This window comes from Paractinoplanes bogorensis (genome assembly GCF_018829635.1).
In the GTDB taxonomy this organism is placed as follows: domain Bacteria; phylum Actinomycetota; class Actinomycetes; order Mycobacteriales; family Micromonosporaceae; genus Actinoplanes; species Actinoplanes bogorensis.
Genome location: NZ_JAHKKG010000004.1, coordinates 376,993 through 396,672 on the forward strand (window position 1 = coordinate 376,993; position 19,680 = coordinate 396,672).

General features: G+C 70.5%; 25 protein-coding genes. 12 read left to right on the forward strand and 13 right to left on the reverse strand.

Annotated features, from left to right (window positions below):
* Window positions 1-33 precede the first annotated feature (33 nt).
* Both KOI35_RS13590 and KOI35_RS13595 read right to left on the reverse strand, forming a co-directional pair.
* Window positions 34-279: a hypothetical protein gene (locus KOI35_RS13590; RefSeq protein ID WP_215787224.1), complete on the reverse strand. Its 246-nt coding sequence runs from the start codon at window positions 277-279 to the stop codon at window positions 34-36.
* Window positions 276-1,103, reverse strand: a complete 828-nt coding sequence (locus KOI35_RS13595; protein WP_215787226.1) for a DUF1028 domain-containing protein — start codon at window positions 1,101-1,103, stop codon at window positions 276-278. Before KOI35_RS13595 ends, KOI35_RS13590 begins: the two co-directional genes overlap by 4 nt.
* 48 nt (window positions 1,104-1,151) lie before the next feature.
* On the opposite strand from KOI35_RS13595, the gene KOI35_RS13600 reads away from it, so the two are divergent.
* Window positions 1,152-2,315, forward strand: a complete 1,164-nt coding sequence (locus KOI35_RS13600) for a Rieske 2Fe-2S domain-containing protein (protein ID WP_215787229.1) — start codon at window positions 1,152-1,154, stop codon at window positions 2,313-2,315.
* The gene (gene codA / locus KOI35_RS13605; protein WP_215787230.1) at window positions 2,312-3,559 is read left to right on the forward strand and encodes a cytosine deaminase; all 1,248 of its coding nucleotides are present in this window, start codon (window positions 2,312-2,314) and stop codon (window positions 3,557-3,559) included. The genes KOI35_RS13600 and codA overlap by 4 nt, the downstream gene beginning before the upstream one ends.
* Here the strand turns inward: codA and KOI35_RS13610 are convergent.
* The 6 genes from KOI35_RS13610 to KOI35_RS13635 form a co-directional block, all read right to left on the reverse strand.
* On the reverse strand, window positions 3,540-4,136 hold the full coding sequence (locus KOI35_RS13610) for a dihydrofolate reductase family protein (protein WP_215787232.1): 597 nt from the start codon (window positions 4,134-4,136) through the stop codon (window positions 3,540-3,542). The genes codA and KOI35_RS13610 overlap by 20 nt on opposite strands.
* Window positions 4,133-4,624, reverse strand: a complete 492-nt coding sequence (locus KOI35_RS13615; RefSeq protein WP_215787234.1) for an SRPBCC family protein — start codon at window positions 4,622-4,624, stop codon at window positions 4,133-4,135. Before KOI35_RS13615 ends, KOI35_RS13610 begins: the two co-directional genes overlap by 4 nt.
* Entirely contained in the window at window positions 4,599-4,940 is a 342-nt protein-coding gene (locus tag KOI35_RS13620) for an ArsR/SmtB family transcription factor (RefSeq protein ID WP_215787236.1), read from the reverse strand. Before KOI35_RS13620 ends, KOI35_RS13615 begins: the two co-directional genes overlap by 26 nt.
* A 23-nt stretch (window positions 4,941-4,963) precedes the next feature.
* Window positions 4,964-5,467: a pyridoxamine 5'-phosphate oxidase family protein gene (locus KOI35_RS13625; protein WP_215787237.1), complete on the reverse strand. Its 504-nt coding sequence runs from the start codon at window positions 5,465-5,467 to the stop codon at window positions 4,964-4,966.
* 10 nt (window positions 5,468-5,477) lie between these two features.
* A complete protein-coding gene (locus tag KOI35_RS13630) occupies window positions 5,478-5,837 on the reverse strand; it encodes a hypothetical protein (protein WP_215787239.1) in 360 nt (119 codons plus the stop codon).
* Between the two features lie 269 nt (window positions 5,838-6,106).
* The gene (locus KOI35_RS13635) at window positions 6,107-6,577 is read right to left on the reverse strand and encodes a DUF3558 domain-containing protein (protein WP_215787241.1); all 471 of its coding nucleotides are present in this window, start codon (window positions 6,575-6,577) and stop codon (window positions 6,107-6,109) included.
* A gap of 117 nt (window positions 6,578-6,694) precedes the next feature.
* On the opposite strand from KOI35_RS13635, the gene KOI35_RS13640 reads away from it, so the two are divergent.
* Window positions 6,695-7,534: an aminoglycoside phosphotransferase family protein gene (locus KOI35_RS13640; protein WP_215787243.1), complete on the forward strand. Its 840-nt coding sequence runs from the start codon at window positions 6,695-6,697 to the stop codon at window positions 7,532-7,534.
* A gap of 8 nt (window positions 7,535-7,542) precedes the next feature.
* Here the strand turns inward: KOI35_RS13640 and KOI35_RS13645 are convergent, their stop codons facing one another.
* The 3 genes from KOI35_RS13645 to KOI35_RS13655 all read right to left on the reverse strand — a co-directional run bounded on the left by KOI35_RS13645 (window position 7,543) and on the right by KOI35_RS13655 (window position 10,611).
* Complete coding sequence (locus tag KOI35_RS13645) at window positions 7,543-7,872, reverse strand: hypothetical protein (protein WP_215787245.1); 330 nt, start codon at window positions 7,870-7,872, stop codon at window positions 7,543-7,545.
* A gap of 11 nt (window positions 7,873-7,883) precedes the next feature.
* Window positions 7,884-8,846: a hypothetical protein gene (locus KOI35_RS13650; RefSeq protein ID WP_215787247.1), complete on the reverse strand. Its 963-nt coding sequence runs from the start codon at window positions 8,844-8,846 to the stop codon at window positions 7,884-7,886.
* 367 nt (window positions 8,847-9,213) lie between these two features.
* Complete coding sequence (locus tag KOI35_RS13655) at window positions 9,214-10,611, reverse strand: purine-cytosine permease family protein (protein WP_215787249.1); 1,398 nt, start codon at window positions 10,609-10,611, stop codon at window positions 9,214-9,216.
* A gap of 127 nt (window positions 10,612-10,738) precedes the next feature.
* On the opposite strand from KOI35_RS13655, the gene KOI35_RS13660 reads away from it, so the two are divergent.
* Window positions 10,739-11,476, forward strand: a complete 738-nt coding sequence (locus tag KOI35_RS13660) for a pectate lyase (protein WP_215787251.1) — start codon at window positions 10,739-10,741, stop codon at window positions 11,474-11,476.
* Here the strand turns inward: KOI35_RS13660 and KOI35_RS13665 are convergent.
* A complete protein-coding gene (locus KOI35_RS13665) occupies window positions 11,464-11,883 on the reverse strand; it encodes a universal stress protein (protein ID WP_215787253.1) in 420 nt (139 codons plus the stop codon). The genes KOI35_RS13660 and KOI35_RS13665 overlap by 13 nt on opposite strands.
* Before the next feature lie 80 nt (window positions 11,884-11,963).
* Here KOI35_RS13665 and KOI35_RS13670 point away from each other — a divergent pair, with 80 nt between their 5' ends.
* The gene (locus KOI35_RS13670; protein ID WP_215787255.1) at window positions 11,964-13,358 is read left to right on the forward strand and encodes an APC family permease; all 1,395 of its coding nucleotides are present in this window, start codon (window positions 11,964-11,966) and stop codon (window positions 13,356-13,358) included.
* Window positions 13,359-13,362: 4 nt separating this feature from the next.
* Here KOI35_RS13670 and KOI35_RS13675 read toward each other — a convergent pair whose 3' ends face one another.
* Window positions 13,363-13,728 carry a MerR family DNA-binding transcriptional regulator gene (locus KOI35_RS13675; RefSeq protein ID WP_246613046.1) on the reverse strand — a complete coding sequence of 122 codons (366 nt, stop codon included), beginning with the start codon at window positions 13,726-13,728 and terminating at the stop codon, window positions 13,363-13,365.
* A 41-nt stretch (window positions 13,729-13,769) separates the two neighbouring features.
* Here KOI35_RS13675 and KOI35_RS13680 point away from each other — a divergent pair, with 41 nt between their 5' ends.
* The 7 genes from KOI35_RS13680 to KOI35_RS13710 all read left to right on the forward strand — a co-directional run bounded on the left by KOI35_RS13680 (window position 13,770) and on the right by KOI35_RS13710 (window position 19,613).
* Complete coding sequence (locus KOI35_RS13680) at window positions 13,770-14,333, forward strand: NADPH-dependent FMN reductase (RefSeq protein WP_215787256.1); 564 nt, start codon at window positions 13,770-13,772, stop codon at window positions 14,331-14,333.
* Entirely contained in the window at window positions 14,330-15,925 is a 1,596-nt protein-coding gene (locus KOI35_RS13685) for an MFS transporter (RefSeq protein ID WP_215787258.1), read from the forward strand. The genes KOI35_RS13680 and KOI35_RS13685 overlap by 4 nt, the downstream gene beginning before the upstream one ends.
* Window positions 15,922-16,836, forward strand: coding sequence for a GntR family transcriptional regulator (locus KOI35_RS13690; RefSeq protein ID WP_215787260.1), 915 nt, complete (start codon window positions 15,922-15,924; stop codon window positions 16,834-16,836). The genes KOI35_RS13685 and KOI35_RS13690 overlap by 4 nt, the downstream gene beginning before the upstream one ends.
* Before the next feature lie 63 nt (window positions 16,837-16,899).
* The gene (locus tag KOI35_RS13695; RefSeq protein WP_215787262.1) at window positions 16,900-17,589 is read left to right on the forward strand and encodes a CPBP family intramembrane glutamic endopeptidase; all 690 of its coding nucleotides are present in this window, start codon (window positions 16,900-16,902) and stop codon (window positions 17,587-17,589) included.
* Window positions 17,586-18,044 carry a hypothetical protein gene (locus tag KOI35_RS13700; protein WP_215787263.1) on the forward strand — a complete coding sequence of 153 codons (459 nt, stop codon included), beginning with the start codon at window positions 17,586-17,588 and terminating at the stop codon, window positions 18,042-18,044. Before KOI35_RS13695 ends, KOI35_RS13700 begins: the two co-directional genes overlap by 4 nt.
* Window positions 18,045-18,095: 51 nt before the next feature.
* A complete protein-coding gene (locus KOI35_RS13705; RefSeq protein ID WP_215787265.1) occupies window positions 18,096-18,410 on the forward strand; it encodes a hypothetical protein in 315 nt (104 codons plus the stop codon).
* A gap of 3 nt (window positions 18,411-18,413) precedes the next feature.
* The gene (locus KOI35_RS13710) at window positions 18,414-19,613 is read left to right on the forward strand and encodes a glycosyltransferase (protein ID WP_215787268.1); all 1,200 of its coding nucleotides are present in this window, start codon (window positions 18,414-18,416) and stop codon (window positions 19,611-19,613) included.
* Window positions 19,614-19,680 lie beyond the last annotated feature (67 nt).

Consider the following 19,680-nt stretch of genomic DNA (forward strand, 5'->3'; position numbering starts at 1 on the left):
TGTGGAATCCTTGCGGGGGACGAAAGCGGCTGCTCAGGCCGTTCTGAGCCAGGGCAGCACGCCGCCGCCGTCGTCGTAGACGTTTCCGTACTCCCAGCCGCTGTCGTGGTCGGCGGCCCACGAACCCACGGCGGCCTCGACGGCGGGAAAACCGGCCCGGACCGGCACCGTGATGACGATGAACCTCCGGTCGGCGGGCATCTCGACCACGCCGCCGAGCCGGTCGAACGCGGCCCGAACGGACGAGCCGGGGTCGGCCCGGACCTGGATGTGGGTCATGCCGCCCGCAACTGCCGCAGCACCAGCGGATCGATGTGGCCGTCGACGATGCGCATCTCCAGGTTCTCGATGCCCGCCCACGACGCCAGCGTCTCGGCGAGGGACGGTCCGACGTGGCCGAGTGCGGCCAACCGCGACGCCACCTCGTCGGCCAGGGCGCCGGTCAGGGGCAGCAGCGTCGCCGGGTCGGGGAACTCGAAGTACAGGCTGTGCATCTCGAGCAGCCGGGCCAGCTCTCCGACCGGGTCCGCGTGGTCGTCGACGCGCAGGTCGACCCACACGTCGCTGGTGCCGCCGTAGCCCAGGCCCTTCGCCACGACGTACAGGGCCGCGCTCTGCCGTCCTCGCCGGTCGCCGCCGGCCCGGTCGCCGGCGGTCAGCGCGGCCAGCAGACGGTAGGCCAGGCGCGGTTCGGTGCCGTTCAGCCACGCCTTCTCCATGTCGCCGACGACCGCCGGGCCGGCCAGCATGTTGCCCTGGATCGCGTAGCCGTCGCCGGACACCCCACCGGCCCAGTCGTGGCACTGGTCGCCGGTGAACGAGGCGCCCGGGCCGGACACTCCGACCACGCCGACCTGGCGCTGCTCGACCGGGCCCTCGTCGCCCGCGAGGAGGGCCGCCACCGTGGCGGTCGCCGAGGAGCCGGTGCCGAGCAGGGCGAGCGCCTGCGGACGGTAGGCCAGGTTCGCGTACGACTGGGTGGCGACCGCGCCGACGTCGGCCAGCCCGGCCGGCACGGCCGCCCCCACGCCCAGGAACTTGCTGGCCACGGCCACTCCGAGGGCCTTGCCGTCGGCGGATCGCGCCACGATCGAGAAGGTCATGCCGACAGATTAAGGTGCCCGTAACACCGAAGGCGCAGACTGACCCACATGCAGTGGTTGGCGATCGCCGCCGAGCCGGACGTCGGGACTCGTCCGCTGGCGGTCACGGCGGACGGCATTCCCCTGGTCGTGTGGCGGCCCGAGCCCGGCGCCGACCCGGTGGTGTTCGCCGACCGGTGCCCGCATCGGCTGGTTCCGCTTTCGGCGGCGACACCTGAGGGCGGCCGGCTGCGCTGCGCGTACCACGGCTGGGAGTTCGACTCGACCGGCGCGTGCAAAACGCTGCCCTCTCAGGAGGGCAGGCCGCCGCCCCGGGCCGCGCTGGACAAAGGACCGCGCGTCCGCGTCCAAGACGGCGTGGTCGAGATCGCCGCCGAGGATCTGCCCGCCCCCGACCCGGACGACCTGTTCACCAACGAGGACCCGTCGTTGCTGCACGCCTGGCACCCGATCGGACTCGCCGACGACCCACCGACGACCGCCATGCTGGTGGGCCGCGAGTTCGAGGTCGCTCGGGAAAGAACCAGGGAACGCTGGGGTCTGCTCTGGCTCGCCCCGGAGGAGCCGCTCACCGATCTGTTCGACGATCCCGATGACGACCCCTACACCGGAGCCTGGCTTCCTCCCGTACGCACCCCGGCCGCGGCCGGCGTCGCGGCGGACAACTTTCTCGACGTGGCGCATTTCCCGTTCGTGCACGCGGGCACGTTCGGGGCCGAGGAGGCCAAGCTGGTCGACCGCTACGAGGTGGTCACCGAGCTGTGGGGCTGTCGCAGCATTCAGGAGCAGTGGTTCGACAATCCGGGAGATCCGGGTGTGGCTCAGGGCGTTCGTCCCGTACGGCAGCGACGCCGCGCCACCTACGTCTACCGCGCGCCGTTCCAGCTGATGCTGCGCCTGGAGGAGCTCGACGCGGGCGCGGTCAAGACGATCCTGTTCTTCAGCCAGCCGGAGTCGCTGACCAGCACCCGCCTCTACACGAAGATGCTGCTGCACGGCATCGGCGGCGTCCCTGACCCGTCGCCCGACGTGGTGCGGGCCGAGGTCGAGTTCGAGGAGCGGGTGCTCGCCGAGGATCTCGAGCTGCAACGCCGGATGCGCCTGCCGGGCCTTCCGCTGAAAGGGCGCGACGAGTTGCACGTACGGGCGGATCTGCTCGGTGTCCATCTGCGCCGGACCCTGGCCGCGTTCCGGAAGGGCACCGCCGAGTGATCGATCTGCTGCTCACCAACACGTCGGCCGGCGACCTCGGGATCGACGGGGGAGTGTTCGTCGCGCCGGCGGAGGCCCGCGAAACCCGCGACCTGGGTGGCCGGCTGGTCACGCCGCCGCTGGTCGAACCGCACATCCACCTGGACGCGGTGCTCACCGTCGGGCAGCCGCGGCCCAACGTGTCGGGCTCGCTGTTCGAGGGCATCGCGATCTGGGCCGAACGGGTCGAGTCGCTGACCGTCGACGACGTCAAGAATCGCGCCCGTCAGGTGCTGCGCTGGCAGCTGGCCTGCGGGGTGCAGCACGTCCGCAGTCACGTCGACGTCTGCGACCCGTCGCTGCGGGCGTTGCGCGCGCTGGCCGAGCTGCGCGAGGAGGTACGCGGGCTGATCGATCTGCAGCTGGTCGCGTTCCCGCAGCAGGGCATCCTCGGCTATCCGGACGGGCGGGAGCTGATGCGCCGCGCGATCGAGGTGGGCGCCGACGTGGTGGGGGCGATCCCGCACTACGAGCTGACCCGCGAGGACGGCGTCGAGTCGGTGCGGTTCGCCATGGCGCTGGCCGAGGAGCACGGGCTGCGCGTCGACATCCACTGCGACGAGACCGACGACGAGCACTCCCGGTTCGTCGAGACCATGGTGGCCGAGACGATCCGGCGCGGCATGTCCGGCCGGGTCACGGCCAGTCACACCACGGCCATGCATTCCTACAATTCCGCGTACGCGGGCAGGTTGATCGCGAACATCGCCCGCGCCGGCCTGCACATGGTGACCAACCCGCTCGACAACGCCGTGTTGCAGGGCCGCTTCGACACCGGGCCGGTGCGCCGCGGTCACACCCGCGTCAAGGAACTGCTCGCGGCCGGCGTGAACGTCGCCATCGGCCACGACTCGGTGATGGACCCCTGGTATCCGCTCGGCTTCGGTGACCCGCTGCAGGCCGCGTTCGTGCTCGCGCACCTGGGCCACATGAGCGGCGACGACGAACTGCGCACGCTCCTCGACATGATCACAGTCGCGCCCGCCGCCGCCCTCGGCGTGGCCGGCTACGGGCTGCACCTCGGAGCGCCGGCCAGCCTGGTCGTCTTCGATGCCCGGTCCCCGGCCGAGGCACTGCGCCTGCAGCGACCCCGGCACCTGGTGCTGCGGGAGGGCCACATCGTTGCCGCGACCGAGCCGTCCCGCAGCACCGTGGTCTGGCACGGCAAGGAGGAAGAGATCGACTTCAGAGCATCGACCCCGTGACGACCGGGCCGGCCGGCTCGTAGGTGGCCAGCGTGACGCCCTTGCTCGTGGTGCCGCTGGAGACCAGTCGCAATGTGCCCGGCTCGCGGAACAGCCGCTTGCCCGTCCCGAGCACGACCGGGGTGATGACCAGGTGCAGCCGGTCGATCAGGCCCGCCTGCCAGAGCGTGCCGACCAGGTCGGGGCTGCCGTGGACCTGCAGCTCGGGACCGTCGGTCTGCTTGAGCGCGGCCACCTGCGCCGGCACGTCGCCGTCGAGCAGCACGGATCGCTGCCACGGCAGGTCGGGCGTGCCGCGGGAGGCGACATACTTGGTGGCCTCGTTCAGCGGCTTCGACCCGGCCTCTTCGGGCGCGGTGGGCCAGTAGGCGGCGAGGATGTCGTACGTCCCGCGCCCGAGCAACAGGTCGAACGGCTTGCTCATGAACCCGGCCAGGAACGCGCCGACCTCCTCGTCGGAGAAGGGCGCGAGCCATCCCCCGTACGGGAAACTCCGGCTCGGATCTTCGGTCGGTGAGGCGGGGGACTGCAGCACCCCATCGAGGCTGACCGACTCGACGACAACGAGTTCTCTCACGGCTGCTCCTTCAGAATGGCGTCGATCTGGCCGGCCGCCAGGCGCAGACCGTCCTCCATGCCCATGCGGGCCTGCTGGTGGAGGGCATCGAGGCTGGTGAACGCCGACCTGACCGTCATCCGGGTGCGGTCGCCGTCGGCCGCGAACGTGACCACGGCGTGGGTCGGTTGCGGCTCCGGCACGGGAGTGCCCTGCTGGTCGGCGAAACCGTCGTCGAACTCGAGGCTGCGCGGCTCGTCGATCGCGGTGAACTGCCACCAGCCGTGGGCGCGGGTGCCGTCGGGGCCGGTCATGTAATAGGTCGCCCGGCCGCCCACCCGGAAGTCGTGCTCGTCGAAGGTGGCCGGCCAGTCCGGTGGCCCCCACCATCGTTCCAGCTGTCGTGGGTCGGCGAAGACCTGCCACACCCGTACGGGCGGTGCCTCGAACTCGGCGGTGAGCGCCACGGTCAGCGCTTCCTCGTCACGGTGCACGTCCAGCACTGGCATCGCTGTCTCCTCGGATGATGTCGTCGATGCCGCGGACCCGGTGCCGCCAGAGCCCCTCGAGCTCGGTCAGCACGCCACCCGCCCGCCGCAGCGCCGCGACGTCACCGTGCACGACCTGCTCACGGCCGCGACGTTCCTTGGTGACGAGCCCGGCCGACGCCAGCACGGCCACGTGTTTCTGCACGGCGGCGAAGCTCATCGGATAGAGCCGCGCCAGCGCCGAGACCGACTGGCCCTCGTGCAGGACCCGGGCGAGGATGTCGCGTCGGGTCGCATCGGCGAGCGCCTGGAACACGCGATCGGCATCTACAACCATTTGGTTGTACGTTATCAGGCCGCTCAGCCCAGCCGGAAGCGCGTCTGGCTGTACGGCTCGCCCTTGCCGAACGCGAGCACCTTGGCCGGGGCGACCCCGAAGACGTACGCGGTGTGCTCCTCGTCCTGCCGGAAGCCGCCTTCGACCACCTCGTAGTCCCAGTTCAGGCGCTCTTTCCAGAGCCGCGCGAGCTCCGTCAGCAGGGCGGCGCCGGTCACCTTCACCGCCTTGCCCTCGACCATCACGTCGAGGCCCTCGTCCTGCTTGTCGGTGCCGGTCGTGAGCACCACGTTGGGGTTGGCGCGCAGATTGACGGCCTTCTGCTCGGCCGGCCCGGTGCAGAAATGCAGACTGCCCGCCGTCCAGACGGCGGGCAGAGGCGTGACATGGGGGCGTCCGTCGGTGCGGACGGTGGACAGCCAGAAGATCTTTGCGCTGGTCAGCGTGTCGTCCACATCGGACCACGGACGCGCCGTGGCGCCGGGGGAGCTGAATCCGGGATGGAGTTCGCCGAGAGGTTCGCTCATCCCGGCGATTCTAGTAGCGGTAGTGGCGCGCCGCGGCCGGCTCGGTCTTCGGCGTCGGCGTGCCCGACCAGCGGTTCCGTGCCGAGTTGGAACCCGCCTTGCGGCGCGACGACGGCTTCGGCGCGACCTCGACGCCGGGCCGGGGCTCGATCTGCTCGACCGAGGACACGACGACCACGGAGGCCGACCCCTCGCCGAGCATGCGCATCGCCGCTTCCCAGTCGCCGGGGATCACACCGACGACGTTGTAACGGCGGGCGGAGCAGTAGTCCAGGCACCGGGCGGCGCTGGCACTGTAGTTCTCCGGGCGGACGTAAATCACCGCGTTGACCACCGGGTCGTTCCCCTCACCCTGCTGCGCAGCTGTCATGACGTAGTTCGATATCCGAACGAGATCCACCTAAACACTTCCGTCACCATGTGCGCATCCGCTGTTATGGATAAGTGATCGGACGATTCACTCGCATCGACCGCGATCGGTCTTCTCGGACCGGCCGACCGGTCAATTTCCCGGTTTGGTGTTGCTTTCAACTATTGAGTCGGGAAGACTGCGAACCCACGAACATGACGTGGATTCACTTTCCGCGGTGAACTGTCCCCTCACGACTCTCTACTGACGGACAGCTATGCCGCCGGCGGTCAGACGCGGGTGAGCAACACGGTCGCGACCTGCTTGGACACCTCGAGATTGGTGTCCTCGTCGTCGCCGTGGGAATAGACGTCGATCTGGGTTGTGCCGGCGAGCACGTAGAGGTGATTGTCGTTCCAGTACGCGTCCTCGCCCAGCCCGGAGATCTCGCGTGCGTCGGTGGTGACGACCTCGAAATCGGCGCGCGTGGTGCGGGTCAGGAACACGGCGAGCTGGCCGTCGGCCTGGTTCCACTGGCAGTACGCCGGATCCTCGTCGACCCCGGTCACCTCGCGGCCGGTCAGCTGGGTGACCTCGGCGCGGCTGAGGAGCGTACAGGGAAACGGAATGTGATCTTCTGCTGGTCCGAGGCCACTGCGGGCGGCCGGGGTGCGGGCCGGGGGCGACGCCGAGGCGAGGATCCCGCAGCCGCCGGTGAGGGCGAGCGCGAGGACGGAGGCGACGACGCGCGGGCTTCGCATGCGGATCAGGTTCCAGGCTGCGGATGTCCCGCGTCGAGGGGCGACGGCGACATTCAGCCGTCAGGGCGACGGCCCAACTCGGTCGACAGGGGCGGCCAGTTCGGCTGTGATGGCCGGGTGGAGATCACGACATCGCTGGTGCGGACGCTGGTCGACCGGCAGTTCCCGCAGTGGACCGACCGTCCGTTGACGCTGGTCGACCCGGCCGGCTCCGACCACGTGATCCACCGCCTGGGTGACGATTTCTCCGTACGCCTGCCACGCCACGCCGGAGCGGTCGACCAGGCGAAACTCGAGTTCGAGTGGTTGCCGCGGCTGGCCCCGCACCTGCCCCTGGCCATCCCGTCGCCGGTCGCGGTCGGCGAACCCGATCTCGGCTATCCGTGGCACTGGTCGGTCTCGCGCTGGCTCGAGGGCTCGGTCGCGACGGTCGACGACGACTCGCCCGCGGTCGCCGTGGCGCTGGCCGATTTTCTGCTGGCGTTGCAGTCGCGGCCGACCGGGTCGCTCGGTTCGGGGCGCCCGCTGGGCGATCGCGACGCGGCCGTCCGGGAAGCCATCACCCAGGTGGCCGGCGTCTTCGATGCCGGCGCGCTGACCGAGGTGTGGGAGGCGGCTCTGGCCGCGCCCGCGTGGGACCGCCCGCCGGTGTGCTTCCACGGCGACTTCCACAGCGGCAACCTGCTCACTGCGGGCGGCCGGGTGACCGCGGTCATCGACTTCGGCGGCCTGGGCGCGGGCGACCCGGCGCGCGACCTGATGATGCCGTTCACCCTGATGTCCGCGGCCAACCGGACCATCTTCCGCGACCGCCTCGGCGTCGACGACGCCACGTGGGCGCGCGGCCGGGGCTGGAACCTGGCCGGCGGGCTCAACGCGTACTGCTCCTACGCCGCCGTCAGCCCACGCGTGGCCGCCGCGACGACGCGCCAGATCACCGCGGCCCTGGCCGGCTGACCCGGACGTCAGCTGAAGTAGTTCGTCTGATCCCCGTCGCCGGTATGCACACCCTGACTATCGATGATCGTGACCTGGGCGGGCGGCCGCCGGGTCGCTTTGAGGAGAGCGTGAGCCTGGCGGACGATCTCGGGGTCAGCGAGCGCGCCGGACTCCTCGAGCGCCTGCTCCAACTCGTGGGCAGACAGGATCGGTTTTTCGGCACGACTTCCCAACCGCTTCGCCACCAGGCTCTTCAACGTGTTGTAAGCGTCCGTGACGGCGGCGGTCGCCGTGTTGGAGGCACCGGCGGCCGCACCCGCGGCCAGCGCCGCGACAATGACATCGAGTTCGGACAATTTCTCCTCCGTCACTTGACCCGCGGCTTGCCGACCCGCGTCCGTGTCTCGCTGGTGATGACCGAGTCCCATCCGACGCACACGCCGGCCCCGTGTCGAATGGTCAATGCCGGACCCCGCCCGCGCAGCTCAGGAGTGTCCTGTTGTGCAGCCGCCAGCCCGGCGACCAGTCTGTCCGGGACCAGCGCGCTGACGTCGGTGGCATCCACGGCCTGCCGCACCGCACGGCGCAGGGCACGCATGGTCTCGGGCGTGCCACCGGACTCGTGGCACAGGTGAATGGCGTGCTGCACCCTCGGCGCCGAGGCCAGGGGGCCCAGGGTGACCGAGCACGAACCGATCCGATGCTGGAAGACGTTGCGCTGGTGATTTCCGACGCCGACGACCACTCCGCTCGAGTGCGTGATGGTTGTTCGCATGTCTTCGGCACCGGCCGCCCGTACGGGATCAAGCGGCTGATTCCACGTCTCCTCATTCGTGCTCGGGTTGTAGCGGAGCAGTTCCGCGATCTCGACGACCGGGCGTTCGACGGCACAGTCGTGCACCACGTGCACGGTGTTGCCGACCCCGTACGTCACGCCGCGGCTCCGCCGGACGGTGAGCTCTTCGACGGGCCGGCGCCCCGGTCGCCCGTCAACGCTGCCGTCCGGGGCCGGGAGCACGCTGATCTCCGGTGCGCCCCGTCGTTCGAGCTCTCCGATGGCGCGGTCGAGCCGGGCGATGAACCGGCTCGCATCGTCGTCCTCGCGGAGGTCCCGGGCGCCGAGGTCGCGACAGACGCCGGCGATGTCGCCGAGACAAGCGTCGACATCGGTGCGGAGCAGTTCGGTCTGCTTCTCGAACACCCGGTCCGGGTTCTCGACCAGGGGCAGCTCGCGGACCCGCTCGATGAGGCCGCCGATCGACTCGATCTGGGCCTCGACGGTCGGCAATCGCTGCGCGAACCGCTCCGCCTCGGCCGAGAGCTCCTGCACGGATTCCCACCGCGGGACGGGATCAGGCGCTGGCCGGACCTCGCGTTCGCGGTGAGTCGCCAGTTCTTTGAACAATGAAGCCAGCGGGGAGTCTGCCTTCGATGGCAGGACCTCATCGAACTCACGTGACCCGGCCCAAGGCGGCGCCACGATGCCGGAGATCTCACGCAAACCGGCAACCCGTGGCGGCCTGGGGTCGGACTCCGGTGGCGGTGGAGGTGGTGGCTGAACGGGGATCGGAGGCATCCCTGGTTGATGGACCTGCTTCGGGCCATAGATCTCTTTCAAACGGACCCCCGGGACGTTGGACGCTCCACCGAGCATCGCAACGCTTTCCGGGGAATGGTGCGACTTACGTGTGCCAGTCCTACTGCGCGGAGCGGTCGCGGCCCCTCTGCAATGAGAAGAACAGCAGGTAAAGCAGGGCCGCCACGACGAAGCCGACCTCGAACGTGATGTCGCCCAGTGCGGGCCAGGCCGACGGCGCCGGGCCGACATATTCGCTCTGGTTGGAGAACAGCCAGATCGAGACGACCATGCCGGCGGCCATCGCGACCGCGCCCGACCACGGGTTGTGCGACTTGTCGTACAGGTAGGAATCGACCTGCTCGCCGCGGCGCAGGAACCAGTCGGTCAGGTAGACGGCCAGCCACGGGCCGATCCAGTAGGCGATGATCAGCAGGAAGCTCTCGTACTTGTGCCCGGCGTCCTTCAGGCCCGACCAGGCGAGCAGGAAACCGAGCACGCCGAACGCGCCCGACACGATGGCCCGGCGCAGCCCGGACGGCACGTTGATGCCCAGGGCCAGGAACGACATCGAGCCCGAATAGATGTTGATCGCGTTCGCGCTGATCGCGCCGAGCGTGATGGCCAGCAGGGTCAGGTCGGCCATCAGGGACGGCAGGTGGCTGGTGAACGCCTCGGTCGGGTTCTCGATGCCGGGCGTGGCGATCGTCGCCGACGCGGCACCGACCACCTCGAGGAACACGCAGGAGACGAAGATGCCCAGGCCGGCCCACAGTCCGGTCGCCTTCTTCGAGGTGGTCGCGGGCAGATAGCGGGTGTAGTCGGTGGCGTACGGGTTCCAGCCCGCCGCGTAGCCGAACGACGCGCCGACCGTGAGCAGGAAGCCGCCGACCCCACCGGTCTGCGCGCTGACCGTGCCCGGCGTGGCCTTGGACAGCGTGATGATCGCGGTGATCAGGAAGATGACGGCGAGCACGGGAAACGCGTACCGCTCGAACGCCTGCACCAGGTTGTGGCCGAAGAACGCGATCGCCACCTGCGCCACCACCACGATGACCAGGCACAGCACGTTGGGCAGATCGGTCAGGGTGGCCAGGGCGAGGGCGCCGCTCACGCTGTTCACGGCGAACCAGCCGATTCCGGCCACGACCGCGTTCAACCCGGCCGGGAGGATGTTGCCGCGATAGCCGAAGCCGATCCGGGACAACACCATTTGCGGTACGCCCGTGGAGGGCCCCCGCGCCGACAACACGCCGTGCGTCAGCGCGCCGAGGCCGGTGCCGACCACGATCGCCGCGACGGCCTGCCCGAACGTCTGGCCGAAGTAGAGCACCGAGATGACGCCGACGAAGATGGTCGCGAACTCGAGGTTCGGCGACATCCACGTCCAGAACAGGTTGAGCGGCCGGCCGTGCCGTTCGTCGAGGGGGATGAATCCGGCGCCGCCGGGCTCGACCGCGGTGACCCGGGCACCGTACGAGCCCTCCCGCACCTCGGCGGGTATCTCCACGACTGTCATTTCCGCAGTAGACGCCCGGCACGTTCCGTGAATATTGCGGGCGCATTGCGTGAACGCTTTCGCGGGCCGGCCCGTACCTCTCGCCGACAACTGTCGGCTGTGGGGGCTTGATAGTGGAAGGCACGTCATGAGAGGACGAATACTGGCCGGGGCGGTCGCGCTCACGGCAACGGCAGCGGCGGTGATCTTTGCGAACTTCGCCGACGCGGCGGTCCCACCGGCCGCCGGAGAGCAGGTCGTGACCGAGACCATCCAGGTCAGCGGCGTGTTCGACGGCGGCAACCAGCGTTTCATCGGCGGGGGCGACCTGGGCGACGGCGGCCAGGACGAGGGTCAGGACCCGCTGTTCGACCTGGCTCCCGGAGCGACCCTGCGCAACGTCATCCTGGGCAGCCCGGCCGCCGACGGCGTGCACTGCGCCGGCAGCTGCACCCTGAGTGGCGTGCACTGGGAGGACGTCGGCGAGGACGCGGCGACCTTCCGCGGCACCAACGCGACCGTGGTGATCGAGGGTGGCAGTGCCACCTCCGCGTCGGACAAGGTGTTCCAGGACAACCGCGGCGCCGGCGGATCGGTGACCATCCGCGACTTCGAGGTCAGCGACTTCGGCAAGCTCTACCGCTCGTGCGGCAACTGCTCGACCCAGGCCGCCCGCACCGTACGGATCGAGAACGTCACCGCGACGGCACCGGGCGGCACCCTGGCCGGCATCAACGTCAACCTGGGCGACCGGCTGACCCTCGCCGGGGTGAGGGCGGACGACGGCATCTCGCTGTGCGACCTGTTCGAGGGCAACGACACCGGCGACGAACCCACCAGGATCGGCGAGGGGCCCGACGGGGTGAGCTGCGTTCAGGCGGGGTGACCCGGATGGGTGATCACCAGCACCGGCTTCGGTGACTGTTTGATCAGGTCGAGCGGCACGCTTCCGAGCAGCCGCTCGGCCACCTTGGGCCGGGTGCTCGAACCGGCCACGATGAGGTCGGCGTGGTGCTGCTTGGCGAAGTCGAGGATGGCCGGAACCGGCCGGCCCGGCAGCACCGCGACGGTCGCCTCGACCCCGGCCTCGGCCAGCCGGCGCGCGATCGAGGTGGCCGCGGCGTACGCGGAATCGCTGAACACACTGCGGGGAGCGGGAGCCAGCCGCTCGAGCTCGACCGAGTCGGCGGCCACGACCGAGACCGCGGCGCCGGTCTGTTTCGCGAGGCCGATCACCGCATCGGCGAGCCACGGCTGATCGGCATCGGGCTTGGCGGCTACGACGATTCTCATTACCAGACGTTAGCGGGTGATCGCGACGCGTCGATACCTCTGACTCGACAGATCTCGAATTGTGTACCAGCCTCAAGGCTATGGCGGACGACGCGGTGGTGAAGGAAACTCAACGCGAACCCGAACTCAAGCGGGTCATGGGCCCCGGCCTGCTGCTGCTCTTCGTGGTCGGCGACATCCTCGGCACCGGCGTCTATGCGCTCACCGGCCGGGTCGCCAACGAGGTGGGTGGGGCCGTCTGGCTGCCCTTTCTCATCGCTTTCCTGGTCGCGCTGCTGACCGCGTTCAGCTATCTCGAGCTGGTCACCAAATATCCGCGGGCGGCCGGCGCGGCGCTCTACACGCACAAGGCGTTCGGGATCCACTTCCTGACGTTCATCATCGCGTTCGCCGTGATGTGCTCCGGGCTCACCAGTGCGTCCAGCGCGTCCAAGGCGTTCGCGTCCAACTTCGTCGAGGCCTTCGACCTGTCGCTGGCCGACGGGTTCGCGCTGACCGCCATCGCCCTCGGCTTCATGCTGCTGGTCGGCCTGATCAACTTCCGCGGCGTGGGCGAGAGCGTGAAGCTCAACGTGCTGCTCACCTGCGTCGAGCTGACCGGCCTGCTGATCGTCATCTGCATCGGCGCGTGGGCGTTGGGCGGCGGCAACGGCGACCTGTCGCGGCTCACCGACTTCCAGGCGGCCGAGGGTGAGAACGCGTTCTTCTCGGTCACCGCGGCCACCGCGCTGGCGTTCTTCGCGATGGTCGGCTTCGAAGACTCGGTCAACATGGCCGAGGAGACCAAGGACCCGGTCCGCATCTTCCCCAAGGTGATGCTGACCGGCCTCTGCATCACCGGCGTGATCTACGTGCTGGTCTCGATCTCGTCGGTCGCCCTCGTCTCGCCGGAGGAACTCGGCGAGGGCGACGCGCCGCTGCTCAAGGTGGTGCAGGCCGGCGCCTCGGCCTTCCCGCTGTGGATCTTCGCCTTCATCACCATGTTCGCCGTGGCCAACTCGGCCCTGATCAACATGCTGATGGCGTCGCGGCTGCTCTACGGCATGGCCAACGAGCGCGTGCTTCCCAAGGTCCTGGGCAAGGTCCACCCCGGCCGCCGTACGCCGTGGGTCGGCATCGTCTTCACCACAGTGATCGCCTTCGGCCTGATCTGGTTCGCCGACCTGACGGCGCTCGGCGGCACCACGTCGCTGCTGCTCCTGTGCGTCTTCACCGTGGTCAACATCGCCGTCCTGGTGCTGCGCCGCGACCCGGTCGAGCACAAGCACTTCAAGGCCCCCACCGCGATCCCGGTGATCGGCGCGGTGGCCTGCGCCTACCTGGCCAGCCCGCTGTCCGGCCGCGCCGCCGCCGACTACAAGATCGCCGGCATCCTGATCGTCATCGGCATCGTGCTGTGGCTGGCCACCTGGCTCTACAACCGCAACGTCCGCCACGCGGACACGACTCTGGACCCGACCAACCTCCGCGACTGATCGCTCAGAGGTCGATCTCGCACAGCCGGCCCGCGGACTGCATGTCGTTCAGATAGGACTTGAGGGCCGCCGTCCGGGACTCGGCCTCGGCGATCAACGTGTCGGCCACCTGGCCCCAGTCCGCGGGCTGCGGGTCGTCCGGCAGGCCGGCGAAGATCTCGGCGATCTCCCGGACGGTCAGGCCGACCCGCTGCGCGACCTTGGCCACCCGGATGCGGCACGCGGCGCCCTCGTCGAAGCGGCGCTGGTCACCCGCCGTGCGGACGGCCGTGATGACGCCGTGCTGCTCGTAGAACCGGACCGCCGACGACGCGACCCCGCTCGCCGCCGCCACATCACCGACCGAAAGCGTGAACATCGTGGTTGCCATTGCTTGACTTAAACATATGTTGAACGCTCAGCCTAGGGCGCATGACTTCGCCATCGCACATCGTCGTCCTGGCCGCCAGCCTCCACGGGGAGCGGATGGGCCGGGTGCTGGCCGACTGGGCCGGCGCCCGGGTCACCGACCGGTTCGCCACGCACGACCTCGTCGACCTGGCCGAATGCCCGCTGCCCGACGACGAGTTGCTGCAACCCGGCGGCAGCGGCGAGACCGTCATCGCCGAGCGCCTCGACCGGGCCGACGGCTTCGTGTTCGTCACGCCCGAGTACAACCACTCCTACCCGGCCGGCCTGAAGCGGGCGATCGACTGGCACTACCGCGAGTGGATGTTCAAGCCGGCCACGGTGTTGTCGTACGGGGTCCAGGGCGGCCTGCTCGCCACCGAACACCTGCGCGGGGTCCTCGCCGAGCTCCACATGGTCACCACCCGGCGCGTGGTCGGCCTGCACGCCCCCTGGTACGACCTCGGCCCGAGTGGATACATCGCGCCCGAACCGGTGGCCAAGGCCTTCGACATGGCCCTGGGCGAGCTCGACTGGTGGTCCGACACGCTGCGGGCCGCCCGCCGCGACCGCCCGTACGCGCAGTGACTCCCGAACGCCGCCTCGGCGCGGTCCTTGCCGTCGGCGGCCTGATGGTGGTGGTCGACACGACGGTCACCGTGGTCGCCGTGCCCGCCATGGTCGCCGGCCTGCACACCACGCTCGCCGCCGTCCAGTGGGTGACCACGGCCTACCTGCTCGGCATCGTCGCGGTGATCCCGCTGGCCGGCTGGTCGGCCGAGCGGTTCGGCGCCCGCCGGGTCTATCTCGGCGCACTCGCCGTCTTCACCGTCTTCTCGGTGGCGGCCGGGCTGGCCGGCGACGCGGCGACCCTGGCCGTCCTCCGCGCCCTGCAGGGACTGGGCGGCGGCCTGCTCCTCCCGCTCGCCCAGACGATCGGCATGCGCGCCGTCCCGCGCGAGCGCCGCGGCCGCCTGATGGCCATGCTCGGACTCCCGCTGATCATCGGCCCGGTGCTGGGCCCGCCCCTGTCCGGCTGGCTCGTCGACACCGCCTCCTGGCGCTGGATCTTCCTGATCAACCTGCCCCTCGGCCTGCTCGCGATCGCCCTCTGCGCCCGTCACCTACCTCAAGATCAAACTTCCGATTCCCCCGTACGCCGTATCGACTGGCCCGGTCTGACCCTGCTCCCCACCGGTGGCACCGCGATCGTGCTCGGCTCCACGCTGCTGCCCAGCGCGACCGGCGGCGCCGTCCTGGTGGCGGGCCTGCTGCTGGTGGCCGGTTTCGTGGTCCGCACGCTGCGGATCGCCTCTGGTGTGCGGTCGGCTGACGTCGGGCAGGCGGCTGACGTCGGGCGGGCGGCTGACGTCGGGCGGGCGGCTGACGCCGGGCGGGCGGCTGACGTCGGGCGGTCGGGAGATGTCGGGCGGTCGGCTGACGTCGGGCGGTCGGGTGACGTCGGGCGGTCGGTTGTGGCCGGGCAGGCGGCCGCGCCGCCGCTCGTCGATTTGCGGCTGCTGCACGACCGGGTGCTGGCGACCGGCCTGATCGTGCTGGCCGCGTTCGGAGCGGCGTACTTCGGCGCGATCACCGTGCTGCCGCTGTTCGTCCAGGGTGTCCGCGGCGACCCGGCCGCCCTCGCCGGAACGCTGGGCATCCCGCAGGCCGTCGCGGTGGGCGTCACCGTCCAGATAGCCACCCGCCTGGTCGACCGCGTCGCGCCCCGCCGCGTCATCCGCGCCGGCGTGACCCTGGGCCTGGTCTCGACCGCGGCCCTGCTGCTGGCGACGACGACCGATTCCCCGTACGGCGTGATCGTCGCGGCCTCGGTGCTGCTGGGCATCGGCTCGGGCGCCACCCTGATGCCGACGATGACCGTGGCCCTGCGCGACCTGACCCCGGAACAGCTCCCGGCCGGCACCACGCTCATGGCCCTGACCCAGCAGCTGGCGGCCGCGATCGGCGTCGCCGTGGTGGCCGCCGTGCTGGGCGCGGCGCTCGACGTCCCGACCGATGGCGGGGGAGTGGCCGCGATGATCGAGCTGACACCGGCCGCCCGCTCGGCCGTGGCGGGTGATCTGGCCGTCGCGGTCGGTTCCGCGTACGGGATGGGAACGCTCTTGATGGTGATCGCCGTGATCGCCGCCGGCCGTCTGCGCCGTAGGGTTGGCGGATGAGCGAGCTGACCGTTGACTCGGCGTCGGCCACGCCGGTCTACCGGCAGATCGTCGAGCAGGTGCGTTATCTGGTCGAGGGCGGCGGTCTGCGCCCCGGCGACCGTCTTCCGCCGGTGCGGCAGCTGGCCGACAACCTGGGCGTCAACCGGAACACGGTCGCCAAGGCGTACGCGATGCTGCGGGAAGCCCGTCTGATCGAGACGAGGGGCGCGTCGGGGACGGCGATCGCGCTCCAGCTGCCGCGGCCGCGGGCCGATCTGCGCGAGGCGGTGCTCGAAGCGGTGCGCGGCGGGATGACGGCCGAAGAGGTGCGCGACACCGCGTACGCGATCGCGCAGCGGGCCGGATCGGACGTGCGGGCGGTCTTCGCCGAGTGCAACGAGGAGCGGGCGTCCGCCTTCGCCAAGGAGCTGTCCGACCGGCTGCGCGCCGACGTCCGCCCGAGCCTGCTCACCGAGCTCGACACCGGCACCACCGACGCCGAACTGGTGATCACGACGTTTTTCCACCTGGCCGAGGTGCGGCGCTGGGCGCAGACGGCGGGCCGCGAGATCGAGACGGTGGCGGTCGTGGTGGCGCCGCACATCCGCACGCTGATGAAGGTCGCCGAGCTGCCCGCCGGGGCCCGGGCCGGCGTCCGCTACTCGACCGCGCACCAGGCCGAGCAGGTGCGGGACTGGCTCGCCGCGGCAGGGCGGGCCGAGGTGGTCGTCGTCGCCTACGACACCGCGGAACCCCGGCCCGACCTGGCGATGCTCGTCGTGCCGAGCGAGGAGCCCGCGCTCGGGGCGGTCGCCGGGCCGGACACCGAGGTGGTGCTGTTCGGCAACGAGCTCGACGAGGGATCGATCAAGATGGTGGGCGCCGTCCTCGACGACATCCGTACTCGTTCTTCCTCCCCCGCTGTTTGACCTAGGACAACCCGGGGCAGGAGTCGCTTTGACATAGGACAAAGCGATGCGGAGGTTCGTCCGATGCTTCTCGACACCCGGACCACGACGACTCATCGACCCGGCTGGCCGGAGATCGTCGTCGGCGTGGTGGTCATGGCCCTGCTCGGCTACGGCCTGCCGACCATCCTCGACGGATGGGGCAGCCCAGTCGCCGAGGGCCTGTTCCTGGCCGCACTCTCCGGGCTGGCCGGGCTGGCCGCTTTCTTCGCCGCCTGGAGCATCCGGGTCCGGTCGCTGCCCGCCTTCGGGGTACGCCGCACGACCGGCCGCTGGCTCCTGATCGGACTCGCGGGCGGGGTGGCGGCGGTCATCCTGTCCCGCGTCGGTGCCGTGCTCTACCTGCTCGTCTTCGGCCCCGAGGAGAACATCCAGCAGCCGTACGCGGACGCGGCCACCGGCGGCATCGTCACCGTCATCCTGTCGCTGCTGTTCCTGGCCGTGCTGACCCCGATCGGCGAGGAGTTCCTGTTCCGCGGCGTCGTCACGACCGCCCTGCTGCGCTACGGCGCGCTCGTCGGCGTCATCGGCAGCGCGGTGATCTTCGCCCTGATGCACGGCCTCAACGGCGTGTTCGTGACCGCCCTGGTCGTCGGCCTGATCGCGGCCGAACTGCGCCGCCGCAGCGGCTCGGTCTGGCCCGGCGTGGTCGTTCATGTCACCAACAACCTGCTCGCCCAGGCCCTCGTCCTGATCCTGGCGGCCGCGGCATGACCGCGCTCAAGGCGGTCAGGACGGGCCGCTGGAAGAACGACTACGAGCTCACCCTCGACGAGCGCCCACCCATCGAGTGGAACTCCAGGACCTGGAGCCCAGGCGGGGAGTTCGACCTCGACGGACGCACCTACTCCGTACGCTCCAACGCGCCGGCCACCCGCTACGAGCTGGTCGACCAGCTCACCGGGGCCGAGGTCGCGGCGGCCGGCCGGGTCGGCCGCAAGAACTGGTCGATCTCGTCGGAAGGCCGCACCTATGACTTCCAGCGAGCGTCCCTCTGGCGGCTCGACGAGCAGCTGATCGTCGACGGTCGTCCCGCGGGTGGCATCCGCCGGAGCGCCCTGCACCGCGACGACGCCGAGGCCGACCTGCCCGGGCTGCCCCCGCACGTCCAGGTGTTCGCCCTCATGGTCGTCCTGGCCGGCTGGGACCAGGCCGCCGCGGCGGGGTAGCTCTCGCCGGGGCTCAGCGATCTGACAGAGAGCATGTGCGTCAATGGAGGCATGCGAGCGGACAGCGTGGCGGGGGCGCCGGGACGGTTCTGGTTCGGTGGGGCGGCGATCTACTCGCTCGCCGTGAGCGTGGTCCTGCTGATCAGCCTGATCCCGGCCGAGGGTGCGGGCGTCGGGCTCGTGCTGGCCGTGCCGGTGGTGCTGAGCGCGCTGCCGGTGCTGCTCGGTCCGCAGCGGATCGTGGTGTGGGGGTGCATCGGCCTGCTGACCGGGTTCGTGCTCATCGGCGCGGCCTCGATCGGGTTGTTCTACCTGCCGGCCCTGGTCATGCTGGCCATCGGTGCCCGGCAGATGGCGCGGGCCTGAGCCATGCGCATCACGATCCTGGCTGTGGGCAGCCGTGGCGATGTCGTGCCGTACGTGGGGCTGGGCATGCGGCTCGAGCAGGCCGGCCACGAGGTCACGATCGCCACCCACACGCTGTTCGAAAAGATGGTGGTCGAGCCGGGCCTGCGCTACGCACCCCTGCCGCTCGACACCCGCGAGGAGTTGAGCGCCGCCGCCGGCCGCGGCGGGATCGTCGCCGTGAACCGCTCGGTGGCCGCGCAAGCCTTGCCCCTGGGCCGCGCGATGGCCGAGGCCGCACGCGGCGCCGACGTGCTGCTGCTGACCCCGGCCGGCTGGATCGGCGGCCATGTGGCCGAGGGCCTCGGCTTGCCCAGCATCGGCGTCTACCTGCAGCCCATGACCCCGACCCGTGAGTTCCCACCGTCCACGGTCACCACCCGCTCGCTGGGCCCGTGGGGAAACCGGGCGGCGGCCACGGCCGTGCTGGAACTGGGACAGCTGCCCTACCGCACCGCCGTCCGCGCGCTGCGGGCCGAGCTGGGCCTGCCACCGATCAGCCACCACAAGTGGCTGCGGCACCTGGAGGGCTGGCCGATCTGCTACGGCTACAGCCCGCAGGTGGTGCCACAGCCCGCGGACTGGCCGGCCTCCTGCTCGACGGTCGGCTACTGGTGGCCGGCCCCCACGCCCGGCTACACGCCGCCGACCGACCTGGCCGCCTTCCTGTCGTCCGGTCCGCCTCCGGTCTACATCGGTTTCGGCAGCATGCCCGCCGGCGGCCTGAACGAGCTGGTGGTGGACGCCGTCCGCCGGGCCGGGGTGCGCGCGGTGGTCAGTGAGGGCTGGGCCGGCCTGCACGCCGAGGGCGACGACATCCTGACGGTGTCGGAGGTGCCGCACGAGTGGCTGTTCCCCCGCATGGCCGCGGTCGTCCATCACGCCGGCGCCGGCACGACGGCGGCCGGCCTGCGCGCCGGCATCCCGGCCGTGCCCGTCCCGCTGATGGTCGACCAGCCGTTCTGGGCCGAGCGCCTCGTTTCCCTGGGTGTCGCACCGGGGGCGATCCCGTTCCGCCGCTTGACCGCCGAGCGTCTGGCCACGGCGATCGGCGAGGCGGTGCAGAACTCCAGGTATCGCCGACGGGGCGAGGAGTTGTCTCGTGCACTGGCGGAGGAGGACGGTGCTGTGGGCGTCATGCGGGCATTGGAGCAGCTTTCCTGAACCCGCGCTCCGCCCCCTGTGGACAACCGCGAATTGTGGATAACCGCCGGCGGCGCCTCACCGAGGT

Excerpts from the sequence above, each read along its gene's own strand:
- KOI35_RS13700 (WP_215787263.1), top strand. The coding sequence starts at position 17,586 with ATGACCGCGCTCAAGGCGGTCAGGACGGGCCGCTGGAAGAACGACTAC.
- KOI35_RS13615 (WP_215787234.1), bottom strand. The coding sequence starts at position 4,624 with ATGCCAGTGCTGGACGTGCACCGTGACGAGGAAGCGCTGACCGTGGCG.
- KOI35_RS13655 (WP_215787249.1), bottom strand. The coding sequence starts at position 10,611 with ATGACAGTCGTGGAGATACCCGCCGAGGTGCGGGAGGGCTCGTACGGT.
- KOI35_RS13670 (WP_215787255.1), top strand. The coding sequence starts at position 11,964 with ATGGCGGACGACGCGGTGGTGAAGGAAACTCAACGCGAACCCGAACTC.
- KOI35_RS13675 (WP_246613046.1), bottom strand. The coding sequence starts at position 13,728 with ATGGCAACCACGATGTTCACGCTTTCGGTCGGTGATGTGGCGGCGGCG.
- KOI35_RS13630 (WP_215787239.1), bottom strand. The coding sequence starts at position 5,837 with ATGACAGCTGCGCAGCAGGGTGAGGGGAACGACCCGGTGGTCAACGCG.
- KOI35_RS13710 (WP_215787268.1), top strand. The coding sequence starts at position 18,414 with ATGCGCATCACGATCCTGGCTGTGGGCAGCCGTGGCGATGTCGTGCCG.
- KOI35_RS13590 (WP_215787224.1), bottom strand. The coding sequence starts at position 279 with ATGACCCACATCCAGGTCCGGGCCGACCCCGGCTCGTCCGTTCGGGCC.
- KOI35_RS13680 (WP_215787256.1), top strand. The coding sequence starts at position 13,770 with ATGACTTCGCCATCGCACATCGTCGTCCTGGCCGCCAGCCTCCACGGG.
- KOI35_RS13625 (WP_215787237.1), bottom strand. The coding sequence starts at position 5,467 with ATGAGCGAACCTCTCGGCGAACTCCATCCCGGATTCAGCTCCCCCGGC.
- KOI35_RS13635 (WP_215787241.1), bottom strand. The coding sequence starts at position 6,577 with ATGCGAAGCCCGCGCGTCGTCGCCTCCGTCCTCGCGCTCGCCCTCACC.
- KOI35_RS13660 (WP_215787251.1), top strand. The coding sequence starts at position 10,739 with ATGAGAGGACGAATACTGGCCGGGGCGGTCGCGCTCACGGCAACGGCA.
- KOI35_RS13665 (WP_215787253.1), bottom strand. The coding sequence starts at position 11,883 with ATGAGAATCGTCGTAGCCGCCAAGCCCGATGCCGATCAGCCGTGGCTC.
- KOI35_RS13705 (WP_215787265.1), top strand. The coding sequence starts at position 18,096 with ATGCGAGCGGACAGCGTGGCGGGGGCGCCGGGACGGTTCTGGTTCGGT.
- KOI35_RS13695 (WP_215787262.1), top strand. The coding sequence starts at position 16,900 with ATGCTTCTCGACACCCGGACCACGACGACTCATCGACCCGGCTGGCCG.
- KOI35_RS13595 (WP_215787226.1), bottom strand. The coding sequence starts at position 1,103 with ATGACCTTCTCGATCGTGGCGCGATCCGCCGACGGCAAGGCCCTCGGA.
- KOI35_RS13690 (WP_215787260.1), top strand. The coding sequence starts at position 15,922 with ATGAGCGAGCTGACCGTTGACTCGGCGTCGGCCACGCCGGTCTACCGG.
- KOI35_RS13600 (WP_215787229.1), top strand. The coding sequence starts at position 1,152 with ATGCAGTGGTTGGCGATCGCCGCCGAGCCGGACGTCGGGACTCGTCCG.
- KOI35_RS13620 (WP_215787236.1), bottom strand. The coding sequence starts at position 4,940 with ATGGTTGTAGATGCCGATCGCGTGTTCCAGGCGCTCGCCGATGCGACC.